General features: G+C 71.9%; 19 protein-coding genes and 1 tRNA gene. 15 read left to right on the top strand and 5 right to left on the bottom strand.

The window, feature by feature from the left end:
- Positions 1-19 precede the first annotated feature (19 nt).
- Positions 20-1,819, top strand: a complete 1,800-nt coding sequence (locus tag MUN78_RS10950; protein WP_244726418.1) for a GNAT family N-acetyltransferase — start codon at positions 20-22, stop codon at positions 1,817-1,819.
- Positions 1,820-1,838: 19 nt separating this feature from the next.
- Here the strand turns inward: MUN78_RS10950 and MUN78_RS10945 are convergent, their stop codons facing one another.
- Positions 1,839-2,291 (bottom strand): MarR family winged helix-turn-helix transcriptional regulator, encoded by a 453-nt coding sequence (locus MUN78_RS10945; RefSeq protein WP_244726417.1) that lies wholly within the window; start codon positions 2,289-2,291, stop codon positions 1,839-1,841.
- A 69-nt stretch (positions 2,292-2,360) separates the two neighbouring features.
- Here MUN78_RS10945 and MUN78_RS10940 point away from each other — a divergent pair, with 69 nt between their 5' ends.
- The 5 genes from MUN78_RS10940 to MUN78_RS10920 all read left to right on the top strand — a co-directional run bounded on the left by MUN78_RS10940 (position 2,361) and on the right by MUN78_RS10920 (position 7,461).
- Positions 2,361-3,704: an MFS transporter gene (locus tag MUN78_RS10940; protein ID WP_244726415.1), complete on the top strand. Its 1,344-nt coding sequence runs from the start codon at positions 2,361-2,363 to the stop codon at positions 3,702-3,704.
- 31 nt (positions 3,705-3,735) lie between these two features.
- Positions 3,736-3,945, top strand: coding sequence for a DUF4287 domain-containing protein (locus tag MUN78_RS10935; protein WP_244689832.1), 210 nt, complete (start codon positions 3,736-3,738; stop codon positions 3,943-3,945).
- Between the two features lie 76 nt (positions 3,946-4,021).
- Complete coding sequence (locus MUN78_RS10930) at positions 4,022-4,810, top strand: GTP pyrophosphokinase (RefSeq protein ID WP_429950733.1); 789 nt, start codon at positions 4,022-4,024, stop codon at positions 4,808-4,810.
- Between the two features lie 87 nt (positions 4,811-4,897).
- Positions 4,898-6,721, top strand: coding sequence for a homocysteine S-methyltransferase family protein (locus tag MUN78_RS10925; RefSeq protein ID WP_244726413.1), 1,824 nt, complete (start codon positions 4,898-4,900; stop codon positions 6,719-6,721).
- A 44-nt stretch (positions 6,722-6,765) separates the two neighbouring features.
- Positions 6,766-7,461, top strand: a complete 696-nt coding sequence (locus tag MUN78_RS10920; RefSeq protein WP_244689828.1) for a hypothetical protein — start codon at positions 6,766-6,768, stop codon at positions 7,459-7,461.
- Positions 7,462-7,494: 33 nt separating this feature from the next.
- On the opposite strand, the gene MUN78_RS10915 is transcribed toward MUN78_RS10920, so the two are convergent.
- Positions 7,495-8,358: a CPBP family intramembrane glutamic endopeptidase gene (locus MUN78_RS10915; RefSeq protein ID WP_244726411.1), complete on the bottom strand. Its 864-nt coding sequence runs from the start codon at positions 8,356-8,358 to the stop codon at positions 7,495-7,497.
- 238 nt (positions 8,359-8,596) lie between these two features.
- On the opposite strand from MUN78_RS10915, the gene MUN78_RS10910 reads away from it, so the two are divergent.
- From MUN78_RS10910 to MUN78_RS10895, 4 genes are all read left to right on the top strand, one after another.
- Entirely contained in the window at positions 8,597-10,216 is a 1,620-nt protein-coding gene (locus tag MUN78_RS10910; protein WP_244726409.1) for a peptide ABC transporter substrate-binding protein, read from the top strand.
- A gap of 220 nt (positions 10,217-10,436) precedes the next feature.
- Positions 10,437-11,363: an ABC transporter permease gene (locus tag MUN78_RS10905; RefSeq protein WP_244726407.1), complete on the top strand. Its 927-nt coding sequence runs from the start codon at positions 10,437-10,439 to the stop codon at positions 11,361-11,363.
- A complete protein-coding gene (locus tag MUN78_RS10900; RefSeq protein ID WP_244689820.1) occupies positions 11,356-12,309 on the top strand; it encodes an ABC transporter permease in 954 nt (317 codons plus the stop codon). The genes MUN78_RS10905 and MUN78_RS10900 overlap by 8 nt, the downstream gene beginning before the upstream one ends.
- Positions 12,306-14,015 carry a dipeptide ABC transporter ATP-binding protein gene (locus tag MUN78_RS10895; RefSeq protein ID WP_244726405.1) on the top strand — a complete coding sequence of 570 codons (1,710 nt, stop codon included), beginning with the start codon at positions 12,306-12,308 and terminating at the stop codon, positions 14,013-14,015. Before MUN78_RS10900 ends, MUN78_RS10895 begins: the two co-directional genes overlap by 4 nt.
- Before the next feature lie 130 nt (positions 14,016-14,145).
- Here MUN78_RS10895 and MUN78_RS10890 read toward each other — a convergent pair whose 3' ends face one another.
- Together MUN78_RS10890 and MUN78_RS10885 are read right to left on the bottom strand one after the other, a co-directional pair.
- On the bottom strand, positions 14,146-15,333 hold the full coding sequence (locus MUN78_RS10890; protein ID WP_244726404.1) for a multidrug effflux MFS transporter: 1,188 nt from the start codon (positions 15,331-15,333) through the stop codon (positions 14,146-14,148).
- A gap of 84 nt (positions 15,334-15,417) precedes the next feature.
- The gene (locus MUN78_RS10885) at positions 15,418-16,173 is read right to left on the bottom strand and encodes an SDR family NAD(P)-dependent oxidoreductase (RefSeq protein ID WP_244689815.1); all 756 of its coding nucleotides are present in this window, start codon (positions 16,171-16,173) and stop codon (positions 15,418-15,420) included.
- 131 nt (positions 16,174-16,304) lie between these two features.
- Here MUN78_RS10885 and MUN78_RS10880 point away from each other — a divergent pair, with 131 nt between their 5' ends.
- The 3 genes from MUN78_RS10880 (at position 16,305) to MUN78_RS10870 (ending at position 19,800) form a co-directional block, all read left to right on the top strand.
- Entirely contained in the window at positions 16,305-16,964 is a 660-nt protein-coding gene (locus tag MUN78_RS10880; protein ID WP_244726402.1) for a TetR/AcrR family transcriptional regulator, read from the top strand.
- A 99-nt stretch (positions 16,965-17,063) separates the two neighbouring features.
- The gene (typA, locus tag MUN78_RS10875; protein WP_244726400.1) at positions 17,064-18,968 is read left to right on the top strand and encodes a translational GTPase TypA; all 1,905 of its coding nucleotides are present in this window, start codon (positions 17,064-17,066) and stop codon (positions 18,966-18,968) included.
- Positions 18,969-19,158: 190 nt separating this feature from the next.
- Entirely contained in the window at positions 19,159-19,800 is a 642-nt protein-coding gene (locus MUN78_RS10870) for a CG0192-related protein (protein ID WP_244726398.1), read from the top strand.
- Between the two features lie 576 nt (positions 19,801-20,376).
- Here the strand turns inward: MUN78_RS10870 and MUN78_RS10865 are convergent.
- Positions 20,377-20,453 (bottom strand) — tRNA-Pro (locus MUN78_RS10865).
- 236 nt (positions 20,454-20,689) lie between these two features.
- On the opposite strand from MUN78_RS10865, the gene MUN78_RS10860 reads away from it, so the two are divergent.
- Both MUN78_RS10860 and MUN78_RS10855 read left to right on the top strand, forming a co-directional pair.
- Positions 20,690-22,879, top strand: coding sequence for a vWA domain-containing protein (locus MUN78_RS10860; RefSeq protein ID WP_244726396.1), 2,190 nt, complete (start codon positions 20,690-20,692; stop codon positions 22,877-22,879).
- Between the two features lie 27 nt (positions 22,880-22,906).
- On the top strand, positions 22,907-25,192 hold the full coding sequence (locus tag MUN78_RS10855) for a bifunctional alpha,alpha-trehalose-phosphate synthase (UDP-forming)/trehalose-phosphatase (protein ID WP_244689805.1): 2,286 nt from the start codon (positions 22,907-22,909) through the stop codon (positions 25,190-25,192).
- Positions 25,193-25,274: the final 82 nt, after the last annotated feature.

Raw genomic sequence — 25,274 nt, 5'->3', positions numbered from 1 at the left:
CTGCGGTTAGGGTACCGGCATGCGACTCACCCACGTCGCGCATCTGCGACTCCCGTTCGGCCGGCTCCTCGGCTACGAGGTGCGGGCGATCCCCGCGCCCGCGACGGCCCCCGCTCTGCCGGTATCCTTCGACCAACGCCGGCACGTCGGAGCGGGGGACCGCGCGGGATCATGGATGGCGCTGTCCCTCGAGCTCCCGGGTCCGGTGCCGCGCGAGCGGCTGGCGGAGGCCTGGCTCGCCGTCATCGCGCGGCACGGCACGCTCCGCTCGGTCTTCGTCCCCACGGATGCGGGCACCTCGAGCGCCGCGTCCCCCGGGGTGCCGCGGCTGCGGGAGGCGACCGTCTCGGGCGGGGCGTGGGTCGAGCACGCGGTCGCGCCGGGGGCGGCCGTGAACGAGACGCTCCGCGCGGTCCTCGATGCGGCGTGCAGACCGTACGCCGCGCCCTCCCATCGGCTCTGCGTGCTCGAGACGGCGACCGGGCCCACCGTCGTCATCGCCGCGGATCACGCCCACGTCGACATGTGGTCGATGCTCGTCATCGCGCGGGACTTCCTGGCGGCGCTCGACGCGCTCGCGGCGGGACGCCCCGTGCGTCTGCCTGTCGCCCCGGCGTTCGCCGAGCACACGGCCGCGCTGCGCGACCGGCCTCCGGCGCCGATCGGCGTGCATCGGCGCTGGCGCGAGATCCTGGGCGCCTGCGACGATCTGATGCCGCGATTCCCGTTGCCGCTCGGGAGCACGGAGTCCCAGCCGGAGCGCGTGGAGCTGCGCGACGTGCTCGACGTCGATGCGAGCGCGGCGTTCTCCGCCCAGGCGCGGGCGGAGGGCGTCTCGACGCTGTCGCTCGCGGTCTCCGCCATGACCGCGGCGACGCGCGAGCTCGCGGGGATGCCGCTCCGGGCCGTCTTCCCCGTGCACAGCCGCACCGAGGAGCGCTGGCACGACGCGGTCGGGTGGTTCATCACGAACTCCGTGATCGAATCCTCGGAGCCCGATCCGGCATCCTGCGCCGCCGCCGTGCGGGAGGCCGTGGAGCTGGGCTCCTGGCCGCTCGCCGAGATCCTCGCGCCCTGGGGCGGCATGCCCGAGGCGCCGGGGATGTTCGCCATCTCCTGGCTCGATCTGCGCAGGCTCCCGGTCCGCGTCGACTCGCTCGGGCTCCGCGCGCAGTATGTGGGGGCCGCGATCCGCACGGACGGCGTCATGCTCTGGTTCATCCTCGACGAGTCGGGGCTCCACCTGCGCTGCCGCTACCCGGACACGCCCGAGGCGCGCCGGAACGTCGGCGCCTGGCTCGACCGGCTCGTGGGGCTGATGCGGGCGCACGCGGATTCGTCAGCGGGCGGGGTCATCCGCATCGGCGACGCTGGATTCCGCATCGAGCGCGCGGTCCGCGACGACGTGCCGGCGATCGCGGCGCTGCTCGGCGAGGACGCCGACGGACGCGAGCCGGACGACGCGACCGCGTGCCGGTACGACGACGCCTTCGCCGCGCTCTCCCGCGATCATGCGCACTTCCTCGCCGTCGTGCGCGGAGCGGACGGGCGGATCGTGGGAACCATGCAGCTGACCATCATCCCCGGCCTCGTGCGCGGCGGGGCGACGCGCCTGCAGATCGAGGGGCTCAGGGTCGCGGGGGAGCTGCGCTCCCGCGGCCTCGGGAGCGCCATGCTCGCGTGGGCCCACGAGCACGGCAGGGCGCGCGGCGCGACGCTCGCGCAGCTGGTGACGGACGAGGCGCGCGATCGCGCACGGGCGTTCTACGCGCGGCACGGCTACGCGTCCGCGCAGGTGGGTCTGCAGCGCGGGCTGTGACGGGCGGCCGCTCGCGGGGTCAGTCCCCGCGGAGGACGCGGGCGAGCGGGGCGAGCTCGGAGTCCTCGGCGACGTCGGCGAGCGCCTCGGCGAGCGCGCGATCGTTCGTCGGGCGGGCCGCGACGAGCACCGCGCGTCCCGCGTCGCTCACATCCGTGTAGATGCCGCGCCGGTCCGTCGGGCAGATGTAGCGCGCGAGCAGGCCGCGATCCTCGAGCCGTCCGACGAGCCGCGTCGTGGCGCTCTGGCTGAGCACGACCGCCGCGGCGAGCTCCTTCATCTGCAGATGCCCGCCGTCGCCGTCGTGCTGCTCGCCGAGCACCGAGAGCAGGGAGAACTCGCGGACGCTGATCCCGTGCTCCCGCTGCAGCTCCCGCTCCACATGGGCGTCGATGCGGTCGTGCAGCGACTGGAGCGCGCACCAGCGCTGCGCGAGTCGGATCGTGCGTCCGTCGCGGGTCTCGTCGGTCATGCGCGCCTCCTCTCCGCATCAGTATACGCGCGGTTGCAAGAGCAGGCGTGTGCAAGTAACATCTCTTGCGTGAATCAAAAGCAGGCGTATGCAACTAATTTCGGCATTCGGGCCCGCGCGACCCGCAACGTCGGGGAACTCCGGGGAGCGGGGGAGCCCCGGGAGGCCCGGCACCCGGTCCCGGCGCGCCGGCATGCGCGGGCCGCGCTGCTCGCGCTCGCCCTCGGCGCCTTCGGGATCGGCATGACCGAGTTCGTGCCCATCGGGCTGCTGCCGCAGATCGCCGGCACCTACGGCGTCTCGATCCCGACCGCCGCCTGGGTCGTGTCGGCCTACGCCGCGGGAGTGCTCGTCGGTGCACCGATGCTGACCATCCTGGGCACCCGCGTGCCCCGCCGTCGCATGCTCCTGCTGCTCATGGCGCTCTTCGTCGTCGGCAACCTCCTCGCCGCCCTCGCCCCCGGGTTCGCGGCGCTGCTCGCCGGACGCGTCGCGACCTCCTTCACCCACGGCGCCTTCTTCGGGATCGGCGCGGTCGTCGCCGCCGAACTCGTCGGCCCCGCGCGTCGCGCGGCGGCGGTGGCGCTCATGTTCACGGGACTCACGCTCGCCAACCTCGTCGGCGTGCCGCTCGGGACCCGGATCGGCGACCTCCTCGGGTGGCGCACGACCTTCGTCGTCATCGCCGCGATCGGCGTGCTGGCGCTGTGCGCGCTCGCCCGGTTCGTCCCCGGCGCCCCCCGCACGCGCCCCGGTTCCCCGAACGCCCCGGCGGCGATCGACGAGGATGCCGCATCGACCGGATCGCGTCTGCGGGCGGAGCTGCGCGCCCTCCGCGATCCGCAGGCGCTCCTCGCCATCCTCATGACGATGCTCGGCTTCGGCGGCGTCTTCGCCGTGATCACCTATCTCGCGCCGACGATGACCGGGCCGGCCGGCCTTCCCGAGGAAGCCGTCAGCTGGGTGCTCGTCGTGCTCGGTCTCGGCATGGTCGTGGGTAATTGGCTCGGCGGACGGCTCGCGGACCGCGCGATCATGCCGACCGTCGTCGGCAGCTTCGCCGTGCTCGCGCTCGCGCTGCTCGCCTTCGTCTGGACGGCTCACGCCGCCGTGCCCGCCCTGCTCACGGTCTTCGTCGTGGGCCTCGCCGGCTTCGCGTCGGTCGCCCCGCTCCAGACCCTCGTGCTCGAGCGGGCGGCGGGAGCGCCGATGCTCGCGTCCGCGGTGAACATCGGCGCCTTCAATCTCGGCAACGCGCTCGCCGCCTGGCTCGCCGGCGCCGCCATCGGCGCCGGTCACGGCTACGCCGCCACGGGCTGGGTCGGCGCGGCGCTCACCGGGACGGCCCTGATCCTCGCTCTCGCCTCGGCGGGGGCGAGCGCCGTCGGGCGTCGGCGGCGCGTGCTACCGTGACGACAGGAACCCGACGTCGAAGGAGACGCGCATGGCCGAGACCGTGACAGGCCCCAAGTCGTACTTCCCCGCCATCGAGGCGAAATACGGCAGACCGATCGCCGAGTGGATCGCGCTCCTCGGCCCGCACGCGGGGGAGAAGCACATGGAACAGGTGGCGTTCCTGAAGGAGCAGGGGATGGGGCACGGGCACGCGAACGCGCTCGTCCACGTGTTCCGCGCCGAGCACGATGGCGCCTGAGGCGCCGGGGCGCGCGGCGGCCAGAAGGGGCGGGAAGTCACAGCGGCCTCGTATGCGCCCGGGCTACCCTGAGGGCATGAGCACCCCCGCAGTCCCCTCCTCCGCCGCGCAGCCGTCCGAGGAGGTCGTCGACGACGCGATCACCGTGTCCGCGAGCGAGCTCAAGGCGCTCGGCGATCAGATGCAGCGCTTCCTCCTCGAGTACCGCTTCGCGATGCAGGAGGTGGAGACGAAGCTCGCGATCCTCCGCGAGGAGTTCCTGCACATGCACGAGTACAACCCGATCGAGCACGTCTCGAGCCGGGTGAAGTCGGTCGACAGCCTCGTGGAGAAGCTCGAGCGGCGCGGCATCGGCAGCGACTTCGACGAGATCCGCGGCCAGATCCACGACATCGCGGGCGTCCGCGTCACCTGCGCGTTCATCCGCGACGTCTATCGGCTCTTCGATCTGCTGACGCAGCAGCACGACGTGACCGTGCTCGAGGTCGAGGACTACATCGAGACCCCGAAGCCGAACGGCTACCAGAGCCTGCACACCATCATCTCGGTGCCGGTCTACCTCTCGACCGGCCCCGTCGACGTGCCGGTCGAAGTCCAGTTCCGCACGATCGCGATGGACTTCTGGGCGAGCCTCGAGCACAAGATCTACTACAAGTACGCGAGGCAGGTCCCCGAGAGCCTGACGCGCGAGCTCAAGGACGCCGCCGACATCGCCGCGGAGCTCGACACCCGGATGCAGCGCCTGCACGTGCAGATGCACGGCGAGCCGCAGCCGCACGCGGCACCGCAGCGGCATGTCGCCCCGCAGCCGCACGCCGCGCCGCGCGAACTGCACGCCGTCGAGCCGCGCATCCACCCGGTCTGAACCGCCGGCGCGGCTCCGGAGCGCTCGGTCGCCGGGCGCCCGGTCGCGTTCCCGGCTCCCGGGCGCCGGCTCCGGTACGGTCGAAGCATGGACAGCGAATTTCTCCCCGGGGGCTCGGGCGGCGTGTGGCGGGTGACGGACGCGCGGGGCCGCGCGCGGGTCCTCCGGCCCACGGGCCCGTGGACCCCCGCGGTGCACGCCCTCCTCGCCCACCTCGCCGCGCGCGGCCTGGACGGCGTGCCCGCCGTCCTCGGCATCGACGAGGAGGGCCGTGAGATCCTCGAGTATCTCCCCGGCGAGACGCTCGACCCCGAGGTCGACGCCGCGTCCGACGCGGCGCTCGTCGCGGCCGCCGGCTGGCTGCGCCGCTTCCACGAGGCGGCCCGAGACTTCCGTCCCGGCCGAGCGCTCTGGCGCCAGGGCGAGCAGGAACTCGGCGCGGACGAGGTGATCTGCCACAACGACCCGGGCCTCTACAACTGGGTGCTGCGCGACGGCGAGTTCGCGGGCATGATCGACTGGGATCGCGCCGGCCCGGGGCGGCCGATCGACGACCTGGCCTTCCTGTGCTGGTCGGGGATCCCCCTGCTGCGCGAGTTGCCGGCTCCCGACGCCGCGCGGAGGCTCGCGCTCGCCGCGCGCGCCTACGGGGACGTCGAACCGCTCGAGCTGCTCGCGGCCGTCGACGCGCGGATGGCGCTCATCGACGCGCGCTGGAACGCGGGCATCGAACGCGGCGACCCCGGCACGCTCGCGCTCCGCGACGCCGGGGTGATGTCCAGGCATCACGAGCGCGTCGCGGGCTTCGCCGCGCGCCGGGAGGGCATCCGTGCGGCGCTCGTCTCGGAGTCCGGACGGACCGCGGCGGCGGAGGATCCCGCCGCCGCGAGGACGCATCCGGGGGTCGCGGCGGGCGTTCCGCGCGCCGAGTCGGCCGGCCCCGGAGGCGTCGAGAGCGCGCCGTCCCGCGGCACCGCGCGGATCGACGACGGCACCGCGCTCGCCGACGGCACGGCGCTCGCCGACGGCGGCATCGAGACCGCGCTCGAGGAGCGGCTGGGCCAGGTGCTGCCGGAGTTCGCGGCCTTCGTGCTGCTCGAGACGGGGGAGGGGCGCGAGGCCCTGCGGGACTACTACCGTCCCTTCATCGAGATCGCGGCGCGGCACGGACTCCCGCTCGTCCTGGACACGCCGACGTGGCGGGCGAACCCCGATTGGGGCGCGAGGCTCGGAGTCGACGCCCCGGCCCTCGATCGGGCCAACGCGGACGCGGTGGCGCTCGTGCGCACGCTGCTCGACGCCGAGGCCGCCGGGCCCGAGACGATCGTCAACGGCTGCGTCGGCCCGCGCTTCGACGACTTCGTCGCGGGGGAGCGCATGACGGCGGAGGACGCGCAGCGCTACCACGACCCGCAGATCCGCGCCCTCGCCGAGGCCGGAGCGGATCGAGTCACCGGGGTGACGATGCTCGACGCCGCCGAGGCGATCGGCGTCGTGCGGGCCGCCGTCGCCGCCCGCGTGCCCGTCCGCGTGTCCTTCGCGGTCGGACCCGAGGGCGTGCTGGCCGACGGCAGCACGATCGCCGAGGCCATCGCCGCCGTCGACGGGGCGACCGCCGGCGCCGCCGAGGGCTTCCTCGTCAACTGCGCCCACCCGGCGGAGGTCGCAGCCGGGCTCGCCCGCGACGCGGGATCGGCCGCCCTCGGACGGCTCACGGGCTTCCGCCTGAACGCGGCGCACCACGGCGACGAGGGGGCCGGCGACGCCCCGCAGGCCTTCGCCGAGGCCGAGCTCGCGCTCCGCGCGCTCGCCCCTGCGGCCCGCGTCTTCGGCGGCTGCTGCGGCACCGACGCCCCCCATATCGACGCCATGGCCGCGCTGTGCGTTTCCTCCGAGCGGGCGGCGCCATGAGCCGGGCGTCCGGCGCCGCTCGGCATGGCGGTTAGGGTGGAACGGTGACTAGAGACCCATTCGAGGAGCTGTTCGGGCCTCGCGAGGACGATACGACGCCGATCGCGGAGCCCGTCCCCGCGCGGCAGCGCCTCGCCCAGGAGCAGGCGGAGCGCGTGCGCACGGCGCAGCTCCCGGCCGGCAAACGGGACGGACGGCCGCCCCGCGAGCGCCGCGCCGGGGCCGCTCCCGCGGCCCCGTGGATCGTCGTGGGCATCGTCGCGGTGCTCGCGATCGTCGCCTCGATCGTCGTCGTGAACCTCGTCCGCGCCGGCGGCGCGGACGAGGCGGCGACGCCCGCGCCCACCGCGACCCAGGCGCCGCCGACGACCACCGCGCCCGCGCCCGCTCCCGAGCCCTCGGAGGACCCCGAAGAGGAGGACCCGGCGGACGGCCCGCCGCAGGTGGAGGTCGGGCAGACGATGACGATGGCCATCACGCAGTGGGGGGTGACCTCGGACCTCTCGACACGGTTCGGGTCGACCAGCTACAACATCACCGGTGAGAACCTCGTGCTCACCTCGGATCTGCTGGAGTCCTTCCCGGACTCCTGTGCGGAGATGCGCCAGCAGTGGGGCGCCACGCGCACCGCGGCGGGCGGCTACACCGTGCTGAAGCCCGCGACCCGCTGCGCGGAGACCCCCGAGGTCTACGACGAGATCTGGGGACTCGTCGACGCCTGGGTGCAGACGATCAGGTAGCGGCGACCGGAACGCGGCATCGGCCGAGCGCGATCAGATCGCGGGCGAGCCGAACAGCTGGGGCCACCACGCCATCGCGAGCGCGTAGCCCGCGAAGCTCACGATGTCGAGGATCCAGTGCGCCACGACGAGCGGGAGCGCGCGCCCCCAGCGCCGGTAGGCCCAGCCGAACACGAGCCCCATCACCACATTGCCGAGGAATCCTCCGAAGCCCTGGTAGAGGTGATAGCTGCCGCGCAGCAGCGCGCTCGTGACGATGGTCGCGAGCGGACCGACGCCGAGTCGCCGGAAGCGATCGAACAGATACCCCACCACGATGAGCTCCTCGAGCAGCGCCGCCTTGAGCGCCTGCAGCACGAGCACGGGGACGGTCCACCAGTACGCGTCGAGCGCAGCGGGCACGACGGTGACGTTGATCCCGATCCCCTTCGCGAAGAGGTAGAACGCGAGTCCGGGGATCCCGATCGTCGCGGCGAGCAGGACGCCGCCGCCGCTCTCGCGCAGCCACCTCCAACGACCGCCGCCGGGCGGCGCGCCGAGTCCGAGCGCACCGAGGTGCGGGCGACGGGCGCGCCAGAGCAGGAAGACCACGAGCGCCACCGGGGCGAGCCCGAAGCCGAAGGAGAGCAGCTGGTACACGAGGTCGAACCAGGGGCGCTCGGAGGCCGAGGTGTTGAGCGTGGCCGTCTGCTCGGCGAGCGCCGTGTCGCGGCTGAGGCGCTCGACGATGGCGACGACCGCGTAGACGGCCGAGGCGCCGAGGGAGAGCGAGAGCACGACGACGATCTCCCAGCGGAGCCGGGAGCGGAGCGCCGCGCGGAGCGGCGCGCGGAGCGGCGTGCGGTTCTCGTCGCGGAGCCCGCCGTCCGACTGCCGGGGCGCGGTGGGGTCGATCATCGCCCCAGCGTATCGCTGGATCCCTGCAGCAATGTCGTTCGGGCACAAAAGCCGCGGCGACGTGCCGCTCGGAATTCTCGGAGACCTACAGAGGTGAGTCACGAAGGGATCACGGAGGCCCCGAAAGCCCGGTCCGCCGTCGGCGGCTTCGATAGGCTGCACGTCGTATGCATCTGCGATCCCGGACCGCCCGCGCGACGTCTGCGCCAGCGTCGGGATCTCGAAGGAGGAAAGTAAAGTGAAGCGATCACGGATCGGTACGGGCGTCGTCGCCCTCGCCGCTGCCGGCGCACTCGCGCTCTCCGGCTGCTCGTCGAGCGGCGGAGGCACGGATGCCGGAGGCGGCGACAGCAGCGCCATCATCACGACGAACGGGTCGGAACCCCAGAACCCGCTCATCGCCACCAACACCAACGAGGTCGGCGGCGGGAAGATCCTGGACCTGATCTTCGCGGGTCTCGTCTACTACGACGCCGACGGTGCGCCCCACAACGACATCGCCGAGTCGATCGAGTCCGACGACGCGATCACCTACACGATCAAGATCCGCGACGACGCCACCTTCACCGACGGCACCCCCGTCAAGGCGGAGAACTTCGTCAAGGCGTGGAACTACGGCGCCAACGCGGCCAACGCGCAGCTCAACAGCTACTTCTTCGAGGACATCGAGGGCTTCAGCTACGAAGAGGACGTCGAGGAGCTCTCCGGCCTCACCGTCGTCGACGACACCACCTTCACCGTCAAGCTCAACAAGGCCGCCTCGGACTTCCCGCTGCGCCTGGGCTACTCGGCGTTCTACCCGCTGCCCGACTCGGCCTTCGAGGACATGGACGCGCAGGGCGAGAACCCCGTCGTCAACGGGCCGTACAAGCTCGCCGGCGAGGGCGCCTGGCAGCACGACGAGCAGATCGAGCTCGTCGTCAACGAGGACTACAACGGCCCCCGCGTGCCCCAGAACGGCGGCGTGACGATCAAGTTCTACGCGACGCAGGACGCCTCCTACGCCGACCTGCTCGCGAACAACGTCGATGTCGTCGACCAGATCCCCGAGACCCAGCTCGCGAACTTCGAGAGCGACCTCGGAGACCGCGCGGTCAACCAGGCCGCGGCCATCTTCCAGTCCTTCACCATCCCCGAGCGCCTCGAGCACTGGTCGGGCGAAGAGGGCGACCTGCGCCGCAAGGCCCTCTCGATGTCCATCAACCGCGAGCAGATCGTCGACAAGATCTTCGACGGCACCCGCACTGTGGCGAGCGACTTCACCTCGCCCGTCATCGACGGCTGGACCGACTCCCTCGCGGGCGCCGAGGTGCTCGAGTTCAACGAGGAGGAGGCGAAGAAGCTGTGGGCCGAGGCCGACGCCATCTCGCCCTGGTCCGGCACCCTCGAGATCTCCTACAACTCCGACGGCGGGCACCAGGCCTGGGTCGACGCGGTCGCGAACAGCGCCTCGAGCGTGCTCGGCATCGACGTCGCCGGCAAGCCCTACGCGAAGTTCGACGTCCTCCGCGAGGAGGTCACGAACCGCACGATCCAGACCGGGTTCCGCACGGGCTGGCAGGCCGACTACCCGGGCCTGTTCAACTTCCTCGGGCCGTTGTACGCCACGAACGCGTCCTCGAACGACGGCGACTACTCGAACCCCGAGTTCGACGCGCTGCTCCAGGAGGGCTCGGTCGACACCGACCTCGAGTCGGCCAACGCGAAGTACCAGCAGGCGCAGGAGATCCTCCTCGAGGATCTGCCGGCCTTCCCGCTCTGGTACCAGAACGTGACCGGCGGCTACAGCGAGAACGTCGACAACGTCGAGTTCGGCTGGAACTCGGTGCCGATCTACTACGAGATCACCAAGGGATAACCCCCGCACTCGGAAGCCCCGGATCCGTTCCGGGGCTTCCGCGTGCCCGGGCTCATCCGGCCCGGGCGCGCCCCACCCGCGCAGCCCGCCGCGCGTCCGAGTCGCCCGAAACGGCCGCGCCGGAGCGAGGACAGCGACGTCCCGTCGGGTTTGCATCGCACCACAACTGCGAGAGAATACGCATCATGCACCACATCATCAGACGGAGGGGCGTGGTCTCGTGCTGAGATACATCCTCTTCCGACTCCTCCAGGTGATCCCGGTCCTCCTGGGCACCACCTTCCTCATCTACTTCATGGTCTTCGCCATGCCGGGCGACCCCATCCTCGCCATGTTCGGCGACAAGACGCCCGACCCGACCGTCGTCGAGCGGCTCCGGGCCGAGTACCACCTCGACCAGCCGTTCATCGTGCAGTACCTGCTCTACCTCAAGGGCGTGCTCGTCGGCGACTTCGGCGTCAGCTTCACCGGGCAGCCGGTCTCCGAGATCCTCGCCCGCACCTTCCCGGTGACGATCAAGCTCGCGGCGATGGCGATCGTCTTCGAACTGATCCTCGCCATCGGCATCGGCCTGATCTCGGGGCTGCGCAAGGGCAAGTTCTTCGACAACATCAACCTCATCATCGCGCTGCTCTTCATGAGCATCCCGATCTTCGTGATCGCGTTCATCGCGCAGTGGGGGCTCGGGATCAAGCTCGGCTGGTTCAACCCGACCGTCGGCTCCGGCGCGCCGATCCAGGATCTGCTGCTCCCGGCCATCGTGCTCGGCGTGAGCCTCTACGCGACGAGCATGCGCCTGACGCGCGCCTCGGTGATCGACACCCTGAACCAGGACTTCGTGCGCACCGCCTACGCCAAGGGATTGCGCCGCGGGCGCGTCGTCCCGGTGCACGTGCTGCGCAACTCCCTGATCCCGACCATCACGAACACGGCCACCGACTTCGGCATCCTGATGGTCGGCGCCACCGTGACGGAGGGCATCTTCAACGTGCCCGGCGTCGGCAACGCGCTGTTCCAGGCGATCATCAAGGGCGACAACTCGCTCGTGGTCTCCTTCGTCACCTTCATGGTGCTCATCTACCTCGGCGTGAACCTCATCGTCGATCTCCTCTACGCCGTGCTCGACCCGAGGATCCGCTATGCCTGAGCCGCAGAACCCGACACCCGAGCACTTCGTCGCCCCGTTCGACGAGACCCCGGTGACCGCCGTCGACGCGGTCGCGGTCGATGAGAAGAAGTCGAACCTCTGGCTCGACGCCTGGCGCGACATGCGGCGCCGGCCGATGTTCTGGATCTCCGCGGCGATCATCTTCGTCGTGCTGGCGGTCTCGCTGTTCCCGCAGCTGTTCACGAGCGTCGACCCGCGCGCGGCCGACCTCGACCTGTCGAAGGCGGGTCCGAGCGACGGGCACGTCCTCGGCTTCAACACCCAGGGCCAGGACATCTACGCGCGCATCATCTACGGCACCTCGACCTCGGTGAGCGTCGGCCTGCTCGTGATCATGATCACCTTCGTGGTCGGCACGATCGCCGGCGCCCTCGCCGGCTTCTTCGGAGGCTGGGTGGACACGGTGCTCTCGCGCATCGGCGACATCTTCTTCTCGATCCCCTACATCCTCGCCGGGGTCATCGTCATGACGGTGTTCATGGAGTACCGCAATCCGCTCGTCATCGCGTTCGCGATCGGCGGCTTCTCCTGGCCGGTCTCCGCGCGCATCCTGCGCTCCGAGATCCTGCGAGTGAAGAACTCCGACTTCGTGATGGCGTCGACGGCCCTCGGGCTCTCCCGCTTCAAGACGCTCGTGAAGCACGTGCTGCCCAACTCGATCGCGCCGCTGATCGTCGTGACCACGATCTCGCTGTCGGCGGCGATCGTCGCCGAGGCGGTGCTGTCGTTCCTCGGCGTCGGCCTGCCGCCGGCGGAGTACATCAGCTGGGGCAACGACATCAGCGCCGCCCAGCGCGACCTGCGCAACGACCCGCAGATCCTCCTCTACCCGTCACTCGCGCTCGCGATCACCGTGCTCGGCTTCGTCATGCTCGGCGAGGTCGTCCGCGATGCGCTCGATCCGAAGGCGAGGGCCCAGCGATGAACGACGCAGGCGCAGCGCGCAAGCCGATCCTCAGCGTCCGCGACCTCAGGGTCGAGTTCGGCTCCAAGAAGGAGCGCCGCGAGGTGCTCCACGGCATCAGCTTCGACGTCCACGAGGGGGAGACCGTCGCGATCGTCGGCGAGTCCGGCTCGGGCAAGTCGACCACGATGCACGCGGTCATCAACCTCCTCCCGGGGACGGGCGCCATCACCGGCGGGTCGGTCGACTGGCACGGGCGAGAGCTCGTCGGTATCCGCCGGCGCGACATGGAGGAGATCCGCGGCCGCGAGATCGGGCTGGTCCCGCAGGATCCGATGTCGAATCTCAATCCGGTGTGGTCCGTCGGCTTCCAGGTCGAGGAGGCGATCCGCGCGAACGGGCTCGCCACCGGCAAGAAGGCCGTGCGCGAGCGCGCCGTCGAGGTCCTCGAGCAGGCCGGGCTGCAGAACGCCGAGCAGCGGATGCGGCAGTTCCCGCACCAGTTCTCGGGCGGTATGAAGCAGCGCGCCCTCATCGGCATCGGCCTCTCGGCCAACCCGCAGCTGCTCATCGCGGACGAGCCCACCTCGGCGCTCGACGTGACGGTGCAGCGCGTCGTGCTCGACCACCTGGAGACCCTGACGAGCGAGCTCGGCACCGCGGTCGTGTTCATCACGCACGATCTGGGCCTCGCCGCGGAGCGCGCCGAGAAGCTCATCGTCATGTACCAGGGCAACATCGTCGAGTCCGGCCCGAGCCGGGAGATCCTGCAGCGCCCGCAGCACCCGTACACGAAGCGGCTGGTGTCGGCCGCGCCGAGTCTCGCCTCGCGGCGCATCGGCTCCGACGCCGGGCTGCCGGCCGCCCCCACCGAGTCCTTCGACCTCGCCGCCGTCGCCGAGACGGCGAGCGAGAAGGAGGTCGCGACGGGCGAGCCGATGATCGAGGTCTCCGGTCTCGGCAAGGTGTACAAGCTGCGCAAGGGCAACTTCGGCAGCGAGGACTTCCACGCGGTGGCCGACGCCTCCTTCACGGTGAACCGCGGCGAGACGCTCGCCCTCGTGGGGGAGTCGGGATCCGGCAAGTCCACCATCGCGAAGATGGTGCTGCAGCTCGAGCAGCCCAGCTCCGGATCGGTGAAGATCGCGGGCAAGGAGACGGCGGGGCTCACGGGCCGCGCGCTGTTCGATCTGCGTCGCACGCTGCAGCCCGTGTTCCAGGACCCGTACGGGTCGCTCGACCCGCTGCACAACATCGGCAACACCATCATGGAGCCGCTGAAGATCCACGGGGTCGGCGACGCGGCGAGCCGGAAGGCCCGCATGCTCGAGCTGCTCGACCAGGTCGCGCTGCCGCGCGAGCTCGCGAGCCGCTACCCGAACGAGCTCTCCGGCGGCCAGCGCCAGCGCGTCGCGGTCGCGCGCGGGCTCGCGCTGAAGCCCGACATCCTCGTGCTCGACGAGGCCGTCTCGGCGCTCGACGTGCTCGTGCAGGCGCAGATCCTCGACCTCCTCGCGGAGCTGCAGCGCGACCTCGGCCTCACCTACCTGTTCATCACCCACGATCTCGCGGTCGTCCGGCTCATCGCCGATCGCGTGTGCGTGATGCAGCAGGGGAGGATCGTCGAGCAGGCGAGCACCGACGAGGTGTTCGAGCGGCCGCAGCAGGAGTACACGAAGAACCTCCTCGCCGCCATCCCCGGCCGGCACATCGAGCTCGGCGTGTAGCGCGCCGGCGGACGCGCGCCGCGCCCCCGGGATCCCGCAGGGGTCTCGGGGGCGCGGTGTTCGGCGGTGTCTGGCGGTGTTCGGCGGTGTCTGGCGGCGTTCGGCGGTGTTCGGCGCCCGCAATCGCGTCTCAGCCGCGGCGCAGCGAGACGGCGACCGCCGTGGCGCTCAGGAGCGCCGCGGCGAGGATGACGAGCGCCATGGGCAGCGCCGTGTGCTCGCCCCAGGCGCCCACGAGCGGCGACGCGACGCCGCCGACGGCGAACTGGCCGGCGCCGAGCAGGGCCGACCCCGAGCCGCGGTGGGATCCGGAGCGGGCGAGGGCGAGGGCGCTCGCGTTGGCCATCATGAGACTCGCCCCGGCCGAGAGCACGAAGGCGCAGGCGATGAAGCTCGGCGGCGCGAGCGCCCGGGTGGCCGTCAGCGCGGTCGCCGCGAGCCCGGCGACGAGCAGCAGCGCGGCTCCGAGGGCGAGCATCCGCGTCGGCCTGACCCGGCCCGCGAGCCGGGCGTTCGCGAAGTTCCCCGCGACGAGCGCGAGCGCGCCCGCGGCGAAGCCGAGGGCGTAGACGAGCGGGGGCATGCCGAGCACGACCTGCCCGACGAAGGGGGAGGCGGCGATGTAGGCGAGCATCGCTCCGAAGGCGAGCGCGAAGGCGCAGCTGAGCGTCACGAACCCGGCATCGCCGAGGAGCGCGCGGATGCTGCGCAGGGCGGTGGCGATGCCGGCGGCGCTGCGCTGCGCTCGCGGCAGCGATTCCGGGACCCGCAGGAGGGCGAGGAGGAACATGGCCGTCGCGAGGATCGCGAGGGCGCCGAGGACGGCGCGCCAGTCTCCGAGGACGAGGATCGCGCCGCCGAGCGGCGGGGCGAGCAGCGGGCCGAGCCCCGTGAACATGGCGATGAGACTGATCGCGCGGATCGCGGCGTCGCCCGTCGCGAGGTCGACGGCGATGGCGCGGGAGACGACGACGCCCGCGGCGCCGGACAGCCCCTGCACCAGGCGGAGGGCGATGAAGACGCCGATGTTCGGCGACCAGACAAGTGCGATGCTGGCCGCCGCGAAGACGGCCAGCGCCGCGACGAGCACCGGCCTGCGGCCGAGCTGGTCGGAGAGCGGACCGAGGAGCAGCTGGCCGGCGCCCATGCCGACGAGGAACGCGGTCAGCGTCAGCTGCACCGAGGACGGCGGGGCCTGCAGCTCCGCCGCGATGTCCGTGAACGACGCGAGGTACATGTCGGTGGCGAGCGGACCGACGGCCGCGAGGAAGGAGAGGACGACGAGCAGCCCCGGGGCGAGGCGGCGGGACTCGGTCATCCCCAGATCATATACGATCACCCCGCGTGCGGCTCCGCCCGCCCCCGATCGCCGGGAGCGGGCGGAGCCGCACGCGGATGCCGGCTACTGCGCGGTGTAGCCGCCGTCGACGACGTGGTAGCTGCCCGTGATGAAGGATGCCGCGTCCGAGGAGAGGAACGCGACGAGCGCCGCGACCTCCTCGGGGTCGCCCAGGCGGCCGAGCGCGTGCTTGCCCTCGAGGAACGCGAGCGCCTCGGCGTCCATGTTCGCCTCGACGAGCGGGGTCTTGATGAAGCCGGGGCCCACCGAGTTCACGCGTACGCCCTGCGCGGCGTACTCGAGCGCCGCGTTCTTCGTGGCGCCCACCACGCCGTGCTTCGCGGCGACGTAGGCCGACGACATCGCGAAGCCCACGGAGCCGAGGATCGACGCCATGTTCACGATCGCGCCGCCCCCGTTCGCGACCATCGCGGGCAGCTGGGCGTGCATGCCGTACATGACGGCGTTGAGATTGATCTCGATGACCTTCTGCCAGCTGTCGATCGGGTACTCGCCGATCGGGGCGGCCGCCCCGCCGATGCCGGCGTTGTTGACCGCGATCTTCAGCGGTGCGAGCCGCTCCGCCGCCGCGACGGCCGCCACCGCGTCCTCCGGGTCCGCGACGTTGCCGACGTGCGCGACGGCGGTGCCGCCGGCGGCGACGATCTCCGCGACGACCGCGTCGGCCGATTCCTGCTTGAGATCGGCGACGACCACCTGCGCGCCGTTCGCCGCGAGCAGGAGGGCGACCGCCCGCCCGATCCCGGATCCGCCGCCGGTGACGATCGCGGACCGATCTGCGACATCGTACGTTGCCATGGGTGAGCTCCTTCATCGAACCGATGTCCGCGGGCGGCTCGAAACGGGCGTCCGGGACCTTGCTAACCGACACTTGTCGGGTAGTGTTCAGCGTACTCCCTTTCGCTACGATGCGCAGCAGGAGGTGTGCCATGACCGAGGAGCCCGTCGATGCGCGGCAACTGCGCACGCGCGCCGCGCTGCACGCCGCCGTGCTGGAGCTCGCGGCCTCGGGCGACATCGACGGCGTGACCGTGACGGCGCTCGCGGAGCGCGCCGGCGTGCACCGTTCGACGGTGTACGAGCACGGAGGATCGCCGCAAGGGGTGCTGCAGCGCGCGCTCGCGGTCGAGCTCGACGCGCTGCGGGAGGCGCATCTGCGCGACGTGGCGCCCGCGGGCGTCGCCGCCGCGCTGCGCGAGGTGACGCTCGGGGTCTTCGCCCATGTCGAGCGGCACGCCGCGGTCTACCGCAACCTGGAGGGCTCCGTCGGGACGACCCTGCACAGCTTCCTCAGCGAGCACTTCCAGGCGTCGACGCGGCTGCTCATCGCGCAGTCGCGACTGCGGATCCCGCTGGACGAGCCCGACGTCGCACCGGCGCTGCTCGAGGAGGCGGCCGCCCGTTTCGTCGCGGACGGCGTCGTGGGGCTGATCTCCGTGTGGCTGCGGGGGCCGGGGCTGCACGATCCGGAGGTCGCGCTCGCCATGCTCGAGCGCCTCCTGCCGGCATGGTGGCCCCCGGGCGCGGCGACGGCGGGCGACGCCGCCGGGCCCGCTGCACCCGATCCCGGCCCGAATCCGCTAAAATAGCACGTCGGCGTCTTTCGGTGCCATCGCGGGGCGATCCCGCTTCGTGCCCGGCATCCCGCCGTGCCGACACTCCGTACGTCTCGTTAGGACCTCACCTCTATGGCTCTCGCCACCCGCGAAGACCTCCGCAACGTCGCCATCGTCGCACACGTCGACCACGGGAAGACCACCCTCGTCGACGCGATGCTCCGTCAGACCAACTCCTTCGACGCGCACGCCGAGGTCGACGACCGGGTCATGGACTCGAACGACCTCGAGCGCGAGAAGGGCATCACGATCCTGGCCAAGAACACGGCCATCACCTACGAGGGCGCGCACGCGAAGAACGGGCCCATCGTCATCAACGTCGTCGACACCCCGGGCCACGCCGACTTCGGCGGCGAGGTCGAGCGCGCGCTGTCCATGGTCGACGGCGTGGTGCTGCTCGTCGACGCCTCCGAGGGGCCGCTGCCGCAGACCCGCTTCGTGCTGCGCAAGGCGCTCGAGGCGAAGCTGCCGGTGATCCTCGCGGTCAACAAGACCGACCGCCCCGACGCGCGCATCGAGGAGGTCGAGGGGGAGTCGCAGGACCTGCTCCTCGGGCTCGCCTCGGACCTGTCCGAGGATAACCCCGACATCGACGTTGACGCCGTGCTCGACGTGCCGACGGTGTACCTGTCCGGCCGCGCCGGCGCCGCCTCGCACGAGCGCCCCGTCGACGGCGAGCTGCCGAACAACCCGGATCTCGAGCCGCTGTTCGAGACCATCATCGAGCGGGTGCCCGCGCCGACCTACGACGACGAGTTCCCGCTGCAGGCGCATGTCACGAACCTCGACTCCTCGCCCTTCCTCGGCCGCATCGCGCTGCTCCGCGTGCACCACGGCACGATCAAGAAGGGCGAGACGGTCGCCTGGGTGAAGCAGGACGGCAGCGTGCAGAACGTGCGGATCACCGAACTGATGCTCACGAAGGCGCTCACGCGCTACCCCGCCGAGCAGGCGGGCCCCGGCGACATCGTCGCGATCGCGGGCATCGAGGACATCACCATCGGCGAGACGATCGCCGACGCCGAGGACGTCCGCCCGCTGCCGACGATCACGGTCGACGAGCCCGCCATCTCGATGACCATCGGTGCGAACACCTCGCCGCTCGTCGGCAAGGTGAAGGGCCACAAGCTCACCGCCCGCATGATCAAGGACCGCCTCGACCGCGAGCTGATCGGCAACGTGTCGCTGCGGGTGCTGAACACCGAGCGCCCCGACGCGTGGGAGGTCCAGGGCCGCGGCGAGCTCGCGCTCGCGATCCTCGTCGAGAACATGCGGCGCGAGAGCTTCGAGCTCACCGTCGGCAAGCCCCAGGTGGTGACGAAGGAGGTGGGCGGCAAGACGCACGAGCCGTACGAGCACCTCACGATCGATACGCCCGAGGAGCACCTCGGCGCGATCACGCAGCTGCTCGCGGCGCGCAAGGGCCGCATGGAGAACATGGTGAACAACGGCACCGGATGGGTGCGCATGGAGTTCATCGTGCCGTCGCGCGGGCTCATCGGCTTCCGCTCGGAGTTCTTGACCACGACCCGCGGCACCGGCATCGCGAACGCGATCTCGCACGGCTACGACGAGTGGGCCGGTGCGATCGTGACCCGCAACAACGGTTCGATCGTCGCCGACCGCGCCGGCGTGGTGACCCCGTTCTCGATCATCAACCTGCAGGAGCGCATGACGTTCTTCGTGCAGCCGACGGCCGAGGTCTACGAGGGCATGGTGATCGGTGAGAATTCGCGCTCCGAGGACATGGACGTGAACATCACCAAGGAGAAGAAGCTCACCAACATGCGCTCCTCCACCGCGGACTCCTTCGAGTCGATGACGCCGCCGCGGCAGCTCACGCTCGAGGAGTGCCTCGAGTTCGCCCGCGAGGACGAGTGCGTCGAGGTGACGCCCGAAGCGGTGCGCATCCGCAAGGTCGAGCTGGACGCCTCGCTGCGCGCCCGTGCCGCGTCGCGCCTGAAGAACCAGAAGTAGTCGCGCCGCGACCGCGGTCCGGCGCTCCGGCGTCGGGGCGCGCCGCCGCCACGGCCCCGCATCGCTCCGGCAGATCTCCGGCGATGCGGGGCCGTGGTGCGTTCGCCCTCGGCCGTGGGCGAACAGTGCGGGGGCCGGCAGCCGGCAGCCGGCCCGGGCGGCTCCGGGGTGTGAGGCGTATGCTCGGACCATGTCGATCATCCACCGGACCACGCTGACCCCGTCGAAGTACGAGCTGCTCGCCGCCTGGCTCCCCGCGCAGCCGTGGTTCAGCGGCGATCCCGCGCGCCTCGAGGCGATCGGCGCCTACCGCTTCGACGATCCCGAGGGGGCGGTCGGCATTGAGGGGCATCTCTGCACCGCGGGCGACGACACGGTCTACCACGTGCCGCTCAGCTATCGCGGCGCCCCGCTGGAGGCGGGGGAGGAGTTCCTCGTGGGCACGATGGAGCACGGCGTGCTCGGGACGCGGTGGGCGAGCGACGCCATCGGCGATCCGGTGTTCCGCGCCGTGCTCGCCTCCACGATCGCGCACGGCGGGACCGGCAGCCGCGAGTTCGTGCAGGACGCCGAGGGCGCCGAGAGCGAACGGGATCCCTCGGTGCGGGTCGCCGGCACGGGCGTCGCCGCGGCCGAGGTGCCGGAGCTGTGGGCGGTCGAGGTGCAGCAGCGCGGCACCTCGACGGTCGCGGAGAGCGAATTCGCCGCACTCGCGGTGCTCCGGGTGGTGGATCGGGCCGCAGACGGGGCCGACGACCCCGTCGGCACCCAGAGCCTCCGCGGCGCCTGGGGGGATCGCATCGGCGCGCTGCTCGCCACGCTCACCGTCTGAGTGGCCTCCGAGTCCGTCCGGCCCCGTCCCCTCTCCGGTCCGGGTCCGGGGTGTTCCGGGTCGCCCTGGGTTGCTCCGGGTCCGGGTTGATCCGGGTTGATCCGGGTCTGGGTTGATCCGGGTCGCTCCGAGTTGCTCGGAGTCTGGGCTGATCTGGGTTGATCCGGGTCACTCAGGGTGGTCGGGGTCTGGGTTGATCCGGGTCGCTCCGGGTTGCTCGGGGCCTGGGAGGATCCGGGTTGATCCGGCCGTGAGCCGGTGACCCGGTAGCCCGCACGGTGCCCAACCCTGCCCGCCCACCCCACCCCACCCCCCCAAATCCGGGCCACCGCCGCAGGGTGCTGGTGGCGCTCGCCCCGCCGGTTCCCCGATCCGGGTCGCTCCGGCAGGGTGCCGCTGGCTCCGACCCTGCCGGAGCGACCCGGATCCAGGATCGGGGATGGGATGGGGTGGGGCGGGAGCGGGGCAGCGGAGTGGGTGCGAGTGCAGGGGTGCGGGTGCAGGGGTGGGGAGCGGGGAACCGGAGGGCCGCGGAACCGAAAAAGCCGCGGAAACCCTGAGGTTTCCGCGGCTTCGTGGTCGGGATGACAGGATTTGAACCTGCGACCCCGTCGTCCCGAACGACGTGCGCTACCAAGCTGCGCCACATCCCGATTGCGTTTTTCACGCAAGGAATACTCTAGCGCTTCGGGGGCCAAACACGAAAACCGGGCCGGAATCCGGCCGTGTCGCGCGCGGTTCCGAACGTTCGATGCTTCGAAGACCGAAGACCGAAGACCGAAGACCGAAGACCGATGTCCGGCGCTTCGGCTCCCGGCCGGGCGGCTGCACCGATCGATCCGGAGCACTCGCTTGCCGCGGCGGCCCCGACCTCCCTAGTCTTGGCCGCATGGGGATCGAACGACGCAGCAGGGGAATCGCGCGCATCGGCATCGCGGCGGCGGTGGTCGGGATCATCGCGCTGCCGGGCTGGACGGCACCGCCGGCGGCGGCGGTCGACAGCGCGGCGACGATCGTGGTCAGCGTCGGCGGTGACCGGGTCTCCGACACGGTGGTCGGCGGACTCGCGGGTGCGGAGCTGAGACTCTACGCGACCGCCGACGCCGTCGAGCCGGCGGCGAGCTGCGCGTCGGATGCGGCCGGAACCTGCACCATGGCGGTGCCGCAGGAGCTGCTCGGGTCGACCGCGTGGGTGCGGCAGATCTCCGCCCCGCCCGGCTGGGAGATGAACGCCGCGCTGCGCACCGGTCCGGGCAGCAACAGCACCTCGGAGGAGAGCCCCTACGCCTTCGAGACGCCGGTGCTCGTGGACGGCACGGCCTATCGCTCCACCCGCGAGTTCATGTACAGCTCGAGCAACTCGCTGAGCACCCGCTCGAACGGGGTCTGGCAGAACTCGCGCGCGAATCCCGCGCTTCCCGAGGCCTGCGGCATCGACGTCGCGCTCGTCTTCGACCTCTCGGCCTCCGTCGGCTCTGCCCTCTCCGGCCTGAAGTCGGCCGCCGACGCGCTCGTCGACGCGCTCGCAGGCACGCCCTCCCGGATGGGCCTCTTCAGCTTCTCCGCGCAGTCCCCGAGCGAGCAGACCGCCGGGGGCGTGAGCGAGAACCACCCGGGGCTCCTGCCGATCTCGACCGACGCCGGGGCGGAGGAGGTCAAGTCCTGGTACGCGGACTGGTCCCTCGGTCGCGGGACCAACTGGGACGACGCGCTGCAGACCGTGACGGCGGCCGACGAGGCCTACGATGTCGCGATCGTGCTCACCGATGGGAACCCGACGCGCTGGGGCGGCGATGCGGGGCTGCACGGCGACGGCGGCAATACGCACCTCACCGACGTGGAGGCCGCCGTCTTCTCCGCCAACGCGCTGAAGGCCGAGGGGACGCGCGTCGTCTCCTTCGGCATCGGCAAGGGCGTCGAGGGGATCACGAGCCTCAATCTGGCCGCGATCTCCGGGCCGGTGGCGTTCGACGGCGCGAACGCGGCGACCGCCGACCACTTCCAGATCCCCGAGTTCTCCGACGCCGGAGACGTGCTCCGGGCGATCGCGACCCAGCAGTGCGCCGGAAGCCTCACCGTGGTGAAGCAGATCGTGCCGGAGGATCGCGCCGGCGAGGACGTGAGCGGGGCGGTGCCGGCCGGTGCCGGCTGGGAGTTCGCCGCCTCGGGAGACGACGCGGGCACCGCGGTCTCCCCGGGGACGGCCGTCACCGCGGACGACGGCACGGGGAGCGTGACCTTCGCCGTGGATACGGGGGGAGCCGCGGGCCGTGTGGGCATCGCCGAGACGCAGCAGGCGGGATATCAGCTCGTCACGCAGGGCGGGAGGAACGCGGTATGCCGTGAACTCGGCACCGACGCCTCGGTAGCGGTGGAGAACTCCGGCGGGCTCGGTTTCGACGTGCCCGTCAACCCGGGCGAGGCGATCACCTGCACGATGTACAACCGTGCGCTGCCGGTGCCCGTCGAGAGCAGCGTCCGGGTCGATAAGACCTGGGTGGTCGATGGCGAGAGCTTCGCCCACGGGGATCAGCCGAGCGGCATCGATGCGGAGGCGCTCGTGACCGGTCCTGATGGCGAGCCCGACCCGCTCGAGTTCGGGGCCGAGCGCGGCGGGTACACCCCTGGCGCTCTCGTCGAGGTCGACGAGACCGTGCAGATCACGCGCGCCGGCTGCACCCTGGAGGACGCCCGTGTGACCGCGGCTCCGGGCGGCGCGGCCTCCGGCGAACTGCCGTCGTCGGCCGAGCTCGACGCGGGACTCAACGTCTGGGCGCTCACGAACGTGGTGCACTGCGAGGCGACGAGCGCCGCCGGAGCCGACGCCTCGGGCGCCGCGGCAGATGCGGGCGCCGAGGCTGATGCGAGCGCCGGATCGGGCGCCGGGGGCGCGGCAACCGGCGGATCCGACGCCCGCGGCGCCGACGGAGCGGCGGGTGCCGCTCCCGGGACGGGGCCGCTCGCGACCACCGGCGGCGGCCCGCTCCCGCTCGTCGCGGCGGGAATCCTCGTGCTGCTGGGCGCCGCCGCACTCGCGGCGCGATCCCGCCGTCACGCGACGGACATCCGCCCTCGATAGACTGCGGTGAAAACCGCTGGGGGTGCGATGAACGCCATGCAGGACATGACCGGCGGGCGCGAGCTCGTCATGGTCTCGAACCGCTTGCCGGTCGACCGGGTCACGAACGATGACGGATCCACGTCCTGGCGCGCCTCGCCCGGAGGCCTCGTCACTGCCGTACAGCCCATCGTGGAGCAGCTCGGCTGCGTGTGGGTGGGTTGGGCGGGCAGCGCCGACGAGGCCGTGGAGCCCTTCGAGCTCGGCGCGATGCGGCTCGTGCCGATCGAGCTCAGCGCCGAGGACATCGCGCTCTACTACGAGGGCTTCTCGAACGGGACGCTGTGGCCGCTCTACCACGACGTCATCGCCCAGCCCGAGTACCACCGCGAGTGGTGGGATCGCTACCGGCGGGTGAACCAGCGCTTCGCGGAGCAGGTCGCGGCGACGGCCTCGGAGCAGGCCATCGTGTGGGTGCACGACTACCAGCTGCAGCTCGTCCCCGCGATGCTCCGCGAGCTGCGGCCCGACCTCACGATCGCCTTCTTCCTGCACATCCCCTTCCCGCCCGGCCGGCTGTTCGCCCAGTTGCCGTGGCGGCGCCAGGTGGTGCGCGGGCTCCTCGGCGCCGACGTCATCGGCTTCCAGCAGACCACCGATGCGGTCGCCTTCCGCATGGCGGTGGAGCGCTTCACGCGCGCGCCGGCCCTCGGCAACACGATCGTCCTCCCCGCCTCGGCAGACGGGCCCTCGCGCACCGTCCTCGCCCAGGAGTTCCCGATCTCCATCGACGCGGAGTCGTTCGCCGAGATCGCCAGGCGCCCGGAGACCCGCGAGCGCGCGAAGGAGATCCGCGCGGATCTCGGCGACCCGCGCATCGTCATGCTCGGGGTCGACCGGCTCGACTACACCAAGGGCATCCGCCACCGGCTGAAGGCCTTCAACGAACTCCTCGAGGACGGCGAGCTCGACCCGACGGACATCGTGTTCGTGCAGGTCGCGAGCCCGAGTCGGGAGCGCGTCGACGCGTACCGGCAGCTCAGGGACGAGGTCGAGGGAACCGTCGGCCGCATCAACGGCGCGCACGGCACGATCGGCCGCGCCCCGCTGAACTACCTGCACCGCGGGTTCACCCGGGACGAGATGGTCGCGCTCTACCTGGCCGCCGACGTGCTGCTCGTCACCCCGTTGCGCGACGGGATGAACCTCGTCGCGAAGGAGTACGTGGCGTGCCGCGACGACGAGCGCGGCGTGCTCGTGCTCAGCGAGTTCGCCGGCGCGGCCGACGAGCTCCGCGACGCGCTGCTCGTCAATCCGCACGACATCGAGGGGCTGAAGGCCGCGATCGTGCGCGCGGCGCACATGCCCCGCGAGGAGCAGCGGCGCCGCATGCACGCACTGAGACGGGCCGTCGCCGACAACGACGTCGCCCACTGGGCGGCCGGCTACCTGGGCGCCGTGCGCGCCGCGGCCGAGTCGGGGGAGATCGGCGTCGGCGGCACGCGTACCGAGCCCGTCGCGGTCTCGGCCGCCTTCGTGCCGCGCAGCATCGACGACCGGATCCGGCGCCTCGCCGCCTCCCCGGCGCTGATCGTGGCCACGGACTTCGACGGGACGCTCGCGCCGATCGTCCCACGGCCGCAGGACGCGCGGATCCTGCCGCGCGCGCAGCAGGCGATCGACGTGCTGCGCCTGTCGCCGGGGGTGAGCGTCGCCGTGCTCACCGGACGGTCCCTCGCGGGGCTCGCGGAGACGGGGCTGCGCACGGAGGGCTGGATCGTCTCCGGATCCCACGGCTCGGAGCTCGCGGGGCTCGAGAGCGAACCCCCGGCGCCGCTGTCGGAGGACGAGACGCTCGCGCTCGGGCGGGCGACGCGGCGCTTCGAGCGGATCTTCGGCCCCGAGGCCGGGGTGCGGCTCGAGCGCAAGCCGTTCGGGCTCGCGGTGCACACGCGGGAGGTCGCCGATCCGGTCCAGGCCGACGAGCTGCTCGCGGCGGCGGTGGAGCTCGGCGCCGCAGAGGGGCTGCAGGTGCGCGAGGGGAAGCAGGTGCGCGAGTTCTCGGTGCGCGCCGCCGACAAGGGGACGGTGCTGCGCCGCATCCGCGACGCGCTGCCGGAGGCGCCGGTGCTCTTCCTCGGCGACGACGTGACCGATGAGGACGTCTTCCGCGTGCTCGGGCCGGACGACCTGGGCATCAAGGTCGGCCCGGGGGAGACGGCGGCGAGCGAGCGGGTGCCGGACACGGCGACGGCCGCCGCCGTCATCGCCCTGCTCGCCGAGCTCCGCACCGGCATCGTGATCGGCTCCGACGCCGCCCTCCCCGAGGACTGAGCGGAGCGAGGACGGGGCCGCGGCGCGTCTCGGGCATAGCCGCTGCGCCGCTGGGAAATCAACCCCGCATACGCGCGATCCG

Origin of the sequence: Leucobacter allii, assembly GCF_022919155.1 — a bacterium.
Taxonomy (GTDB): Bacteria; Actinomycetota; Actinomycetes; order Actinomycetales; family Microbacteriaceae; genus Leucobacter; species Leucobacter allii.
Note: the sequence above shows the minus strand (reverse complement) of the source record. Positions and strands in the feature narration are given on the sequence as shown.

Excerpts from the sequence above, each read along its gene's own strand:
- MUN78_RS10950 (WP_244726418.1), top strand. The coding sequence starts at position 20 with ATGCGACTCACCCACGTCGCGCATCTGCGACTCCCGTTCGGCCGGCTC.
- MUN78_RS10945 (WP_244726417.1), bottom strand. The coding sequence starts at position 2,291 with ATGACCGACGAGACCCGCGACGGACGCACGATCCGACTCGCGCAGCGC.
- MUN78_RS10935 (WP_244689832.1), top strand. The coding sequence starts at position 3,736 with ATGGCCGAGACCGTGACAGGCCCCAAGTCGTACTTCCCCGCCATCGAG.
- MUN78_RS10930 (WP_429950733.1), top strand. The coding sequence starts at position 4,022 with ATGAGCACCCCCGCAGTCCCCTCCTCCGCCGCGCAGCCGTCCGAGGAG.
- MUN78_RS10925 (WP_244726413.1), top strand. The coding sequence starts at position 4,898 with ATGGACAGCGAATTTCTCCCCGGGGGCTCGGGCGGCGTGTGGCGGGTG.
- MUN78_RS10915 (WP_244726411.1), bottom strand. The coding sequence starts at position 8,358 with ATGATCGACCCCACCGCGCCCCGGCAGTCGGACGGCGGGCTCCGCGAC.
- MUN78_RS10900 (WP_244689820.1), top strand. The coding sequence starts at position 11,356 with ATGCCTGAGCCGCAGAACCCGACACCCGAGCACTTCGTCGCCCCGTTC.
- MUN78_RS10895 (WP_244726405.1), top strand. The coding sequence starts at position 12,306 with ATGAACGACGCAGGCGCAGCGCGCAAGCCGATCCTCAGCGTCCGCGAC.
- MUN78_RS10890 (WP_244726404.1), bottom strand. The coding sequence starts at position 15,333 with ATGACCGAGTCCCGCCGCCTCGCCCCGGGGCTGCTCGTCGTCCTCTCC.
- MUN78_RS10885 (WP_244689815.1), bottom strand. The coding sequence starts at position 16,173 with ATGGCAACGTACGATGTCGCAGATCGGTCCGCGATCGTCACCGGCGGC.
- MUN78_RS10880 (WP_244726402.1), top strand. The coding sequence starts at position 16,305 with ATGACCGAGGAGCCCGTCGATGCGCGGCAACTGCGCACGCGCGCCGCG.
- typA (WP_244726400.1), top strand. The coding sequence starts at position 17,064 with ATGGCTCTCGCCACCCGCGAAGACCTCCGCAACGTCGCCATCGTCGCA.
- MUN78_RS10870 (WP_244726398.1), top strand. The coding sequence starts at position 19,159 with ATGTCGATCATCCACCGGACCACGCTGACCCCGTCGAAGTACGAGCTG.
- MUN78_RS10860 (WP_244726396.1), top strand. The coding sequence starts at position 20,690 with ATGGGGATCGAACGACGCAGCAGGGGAATCGCGCGCATCGGCATCGCG.
- MUN78_RS10855 (WP_244689805.1), top strand. The coding sequence starts at position 22,907 with ATGAACGCCATGCAGGACATGACCGGCGGGCGCGAGCTCGTCATGGTC.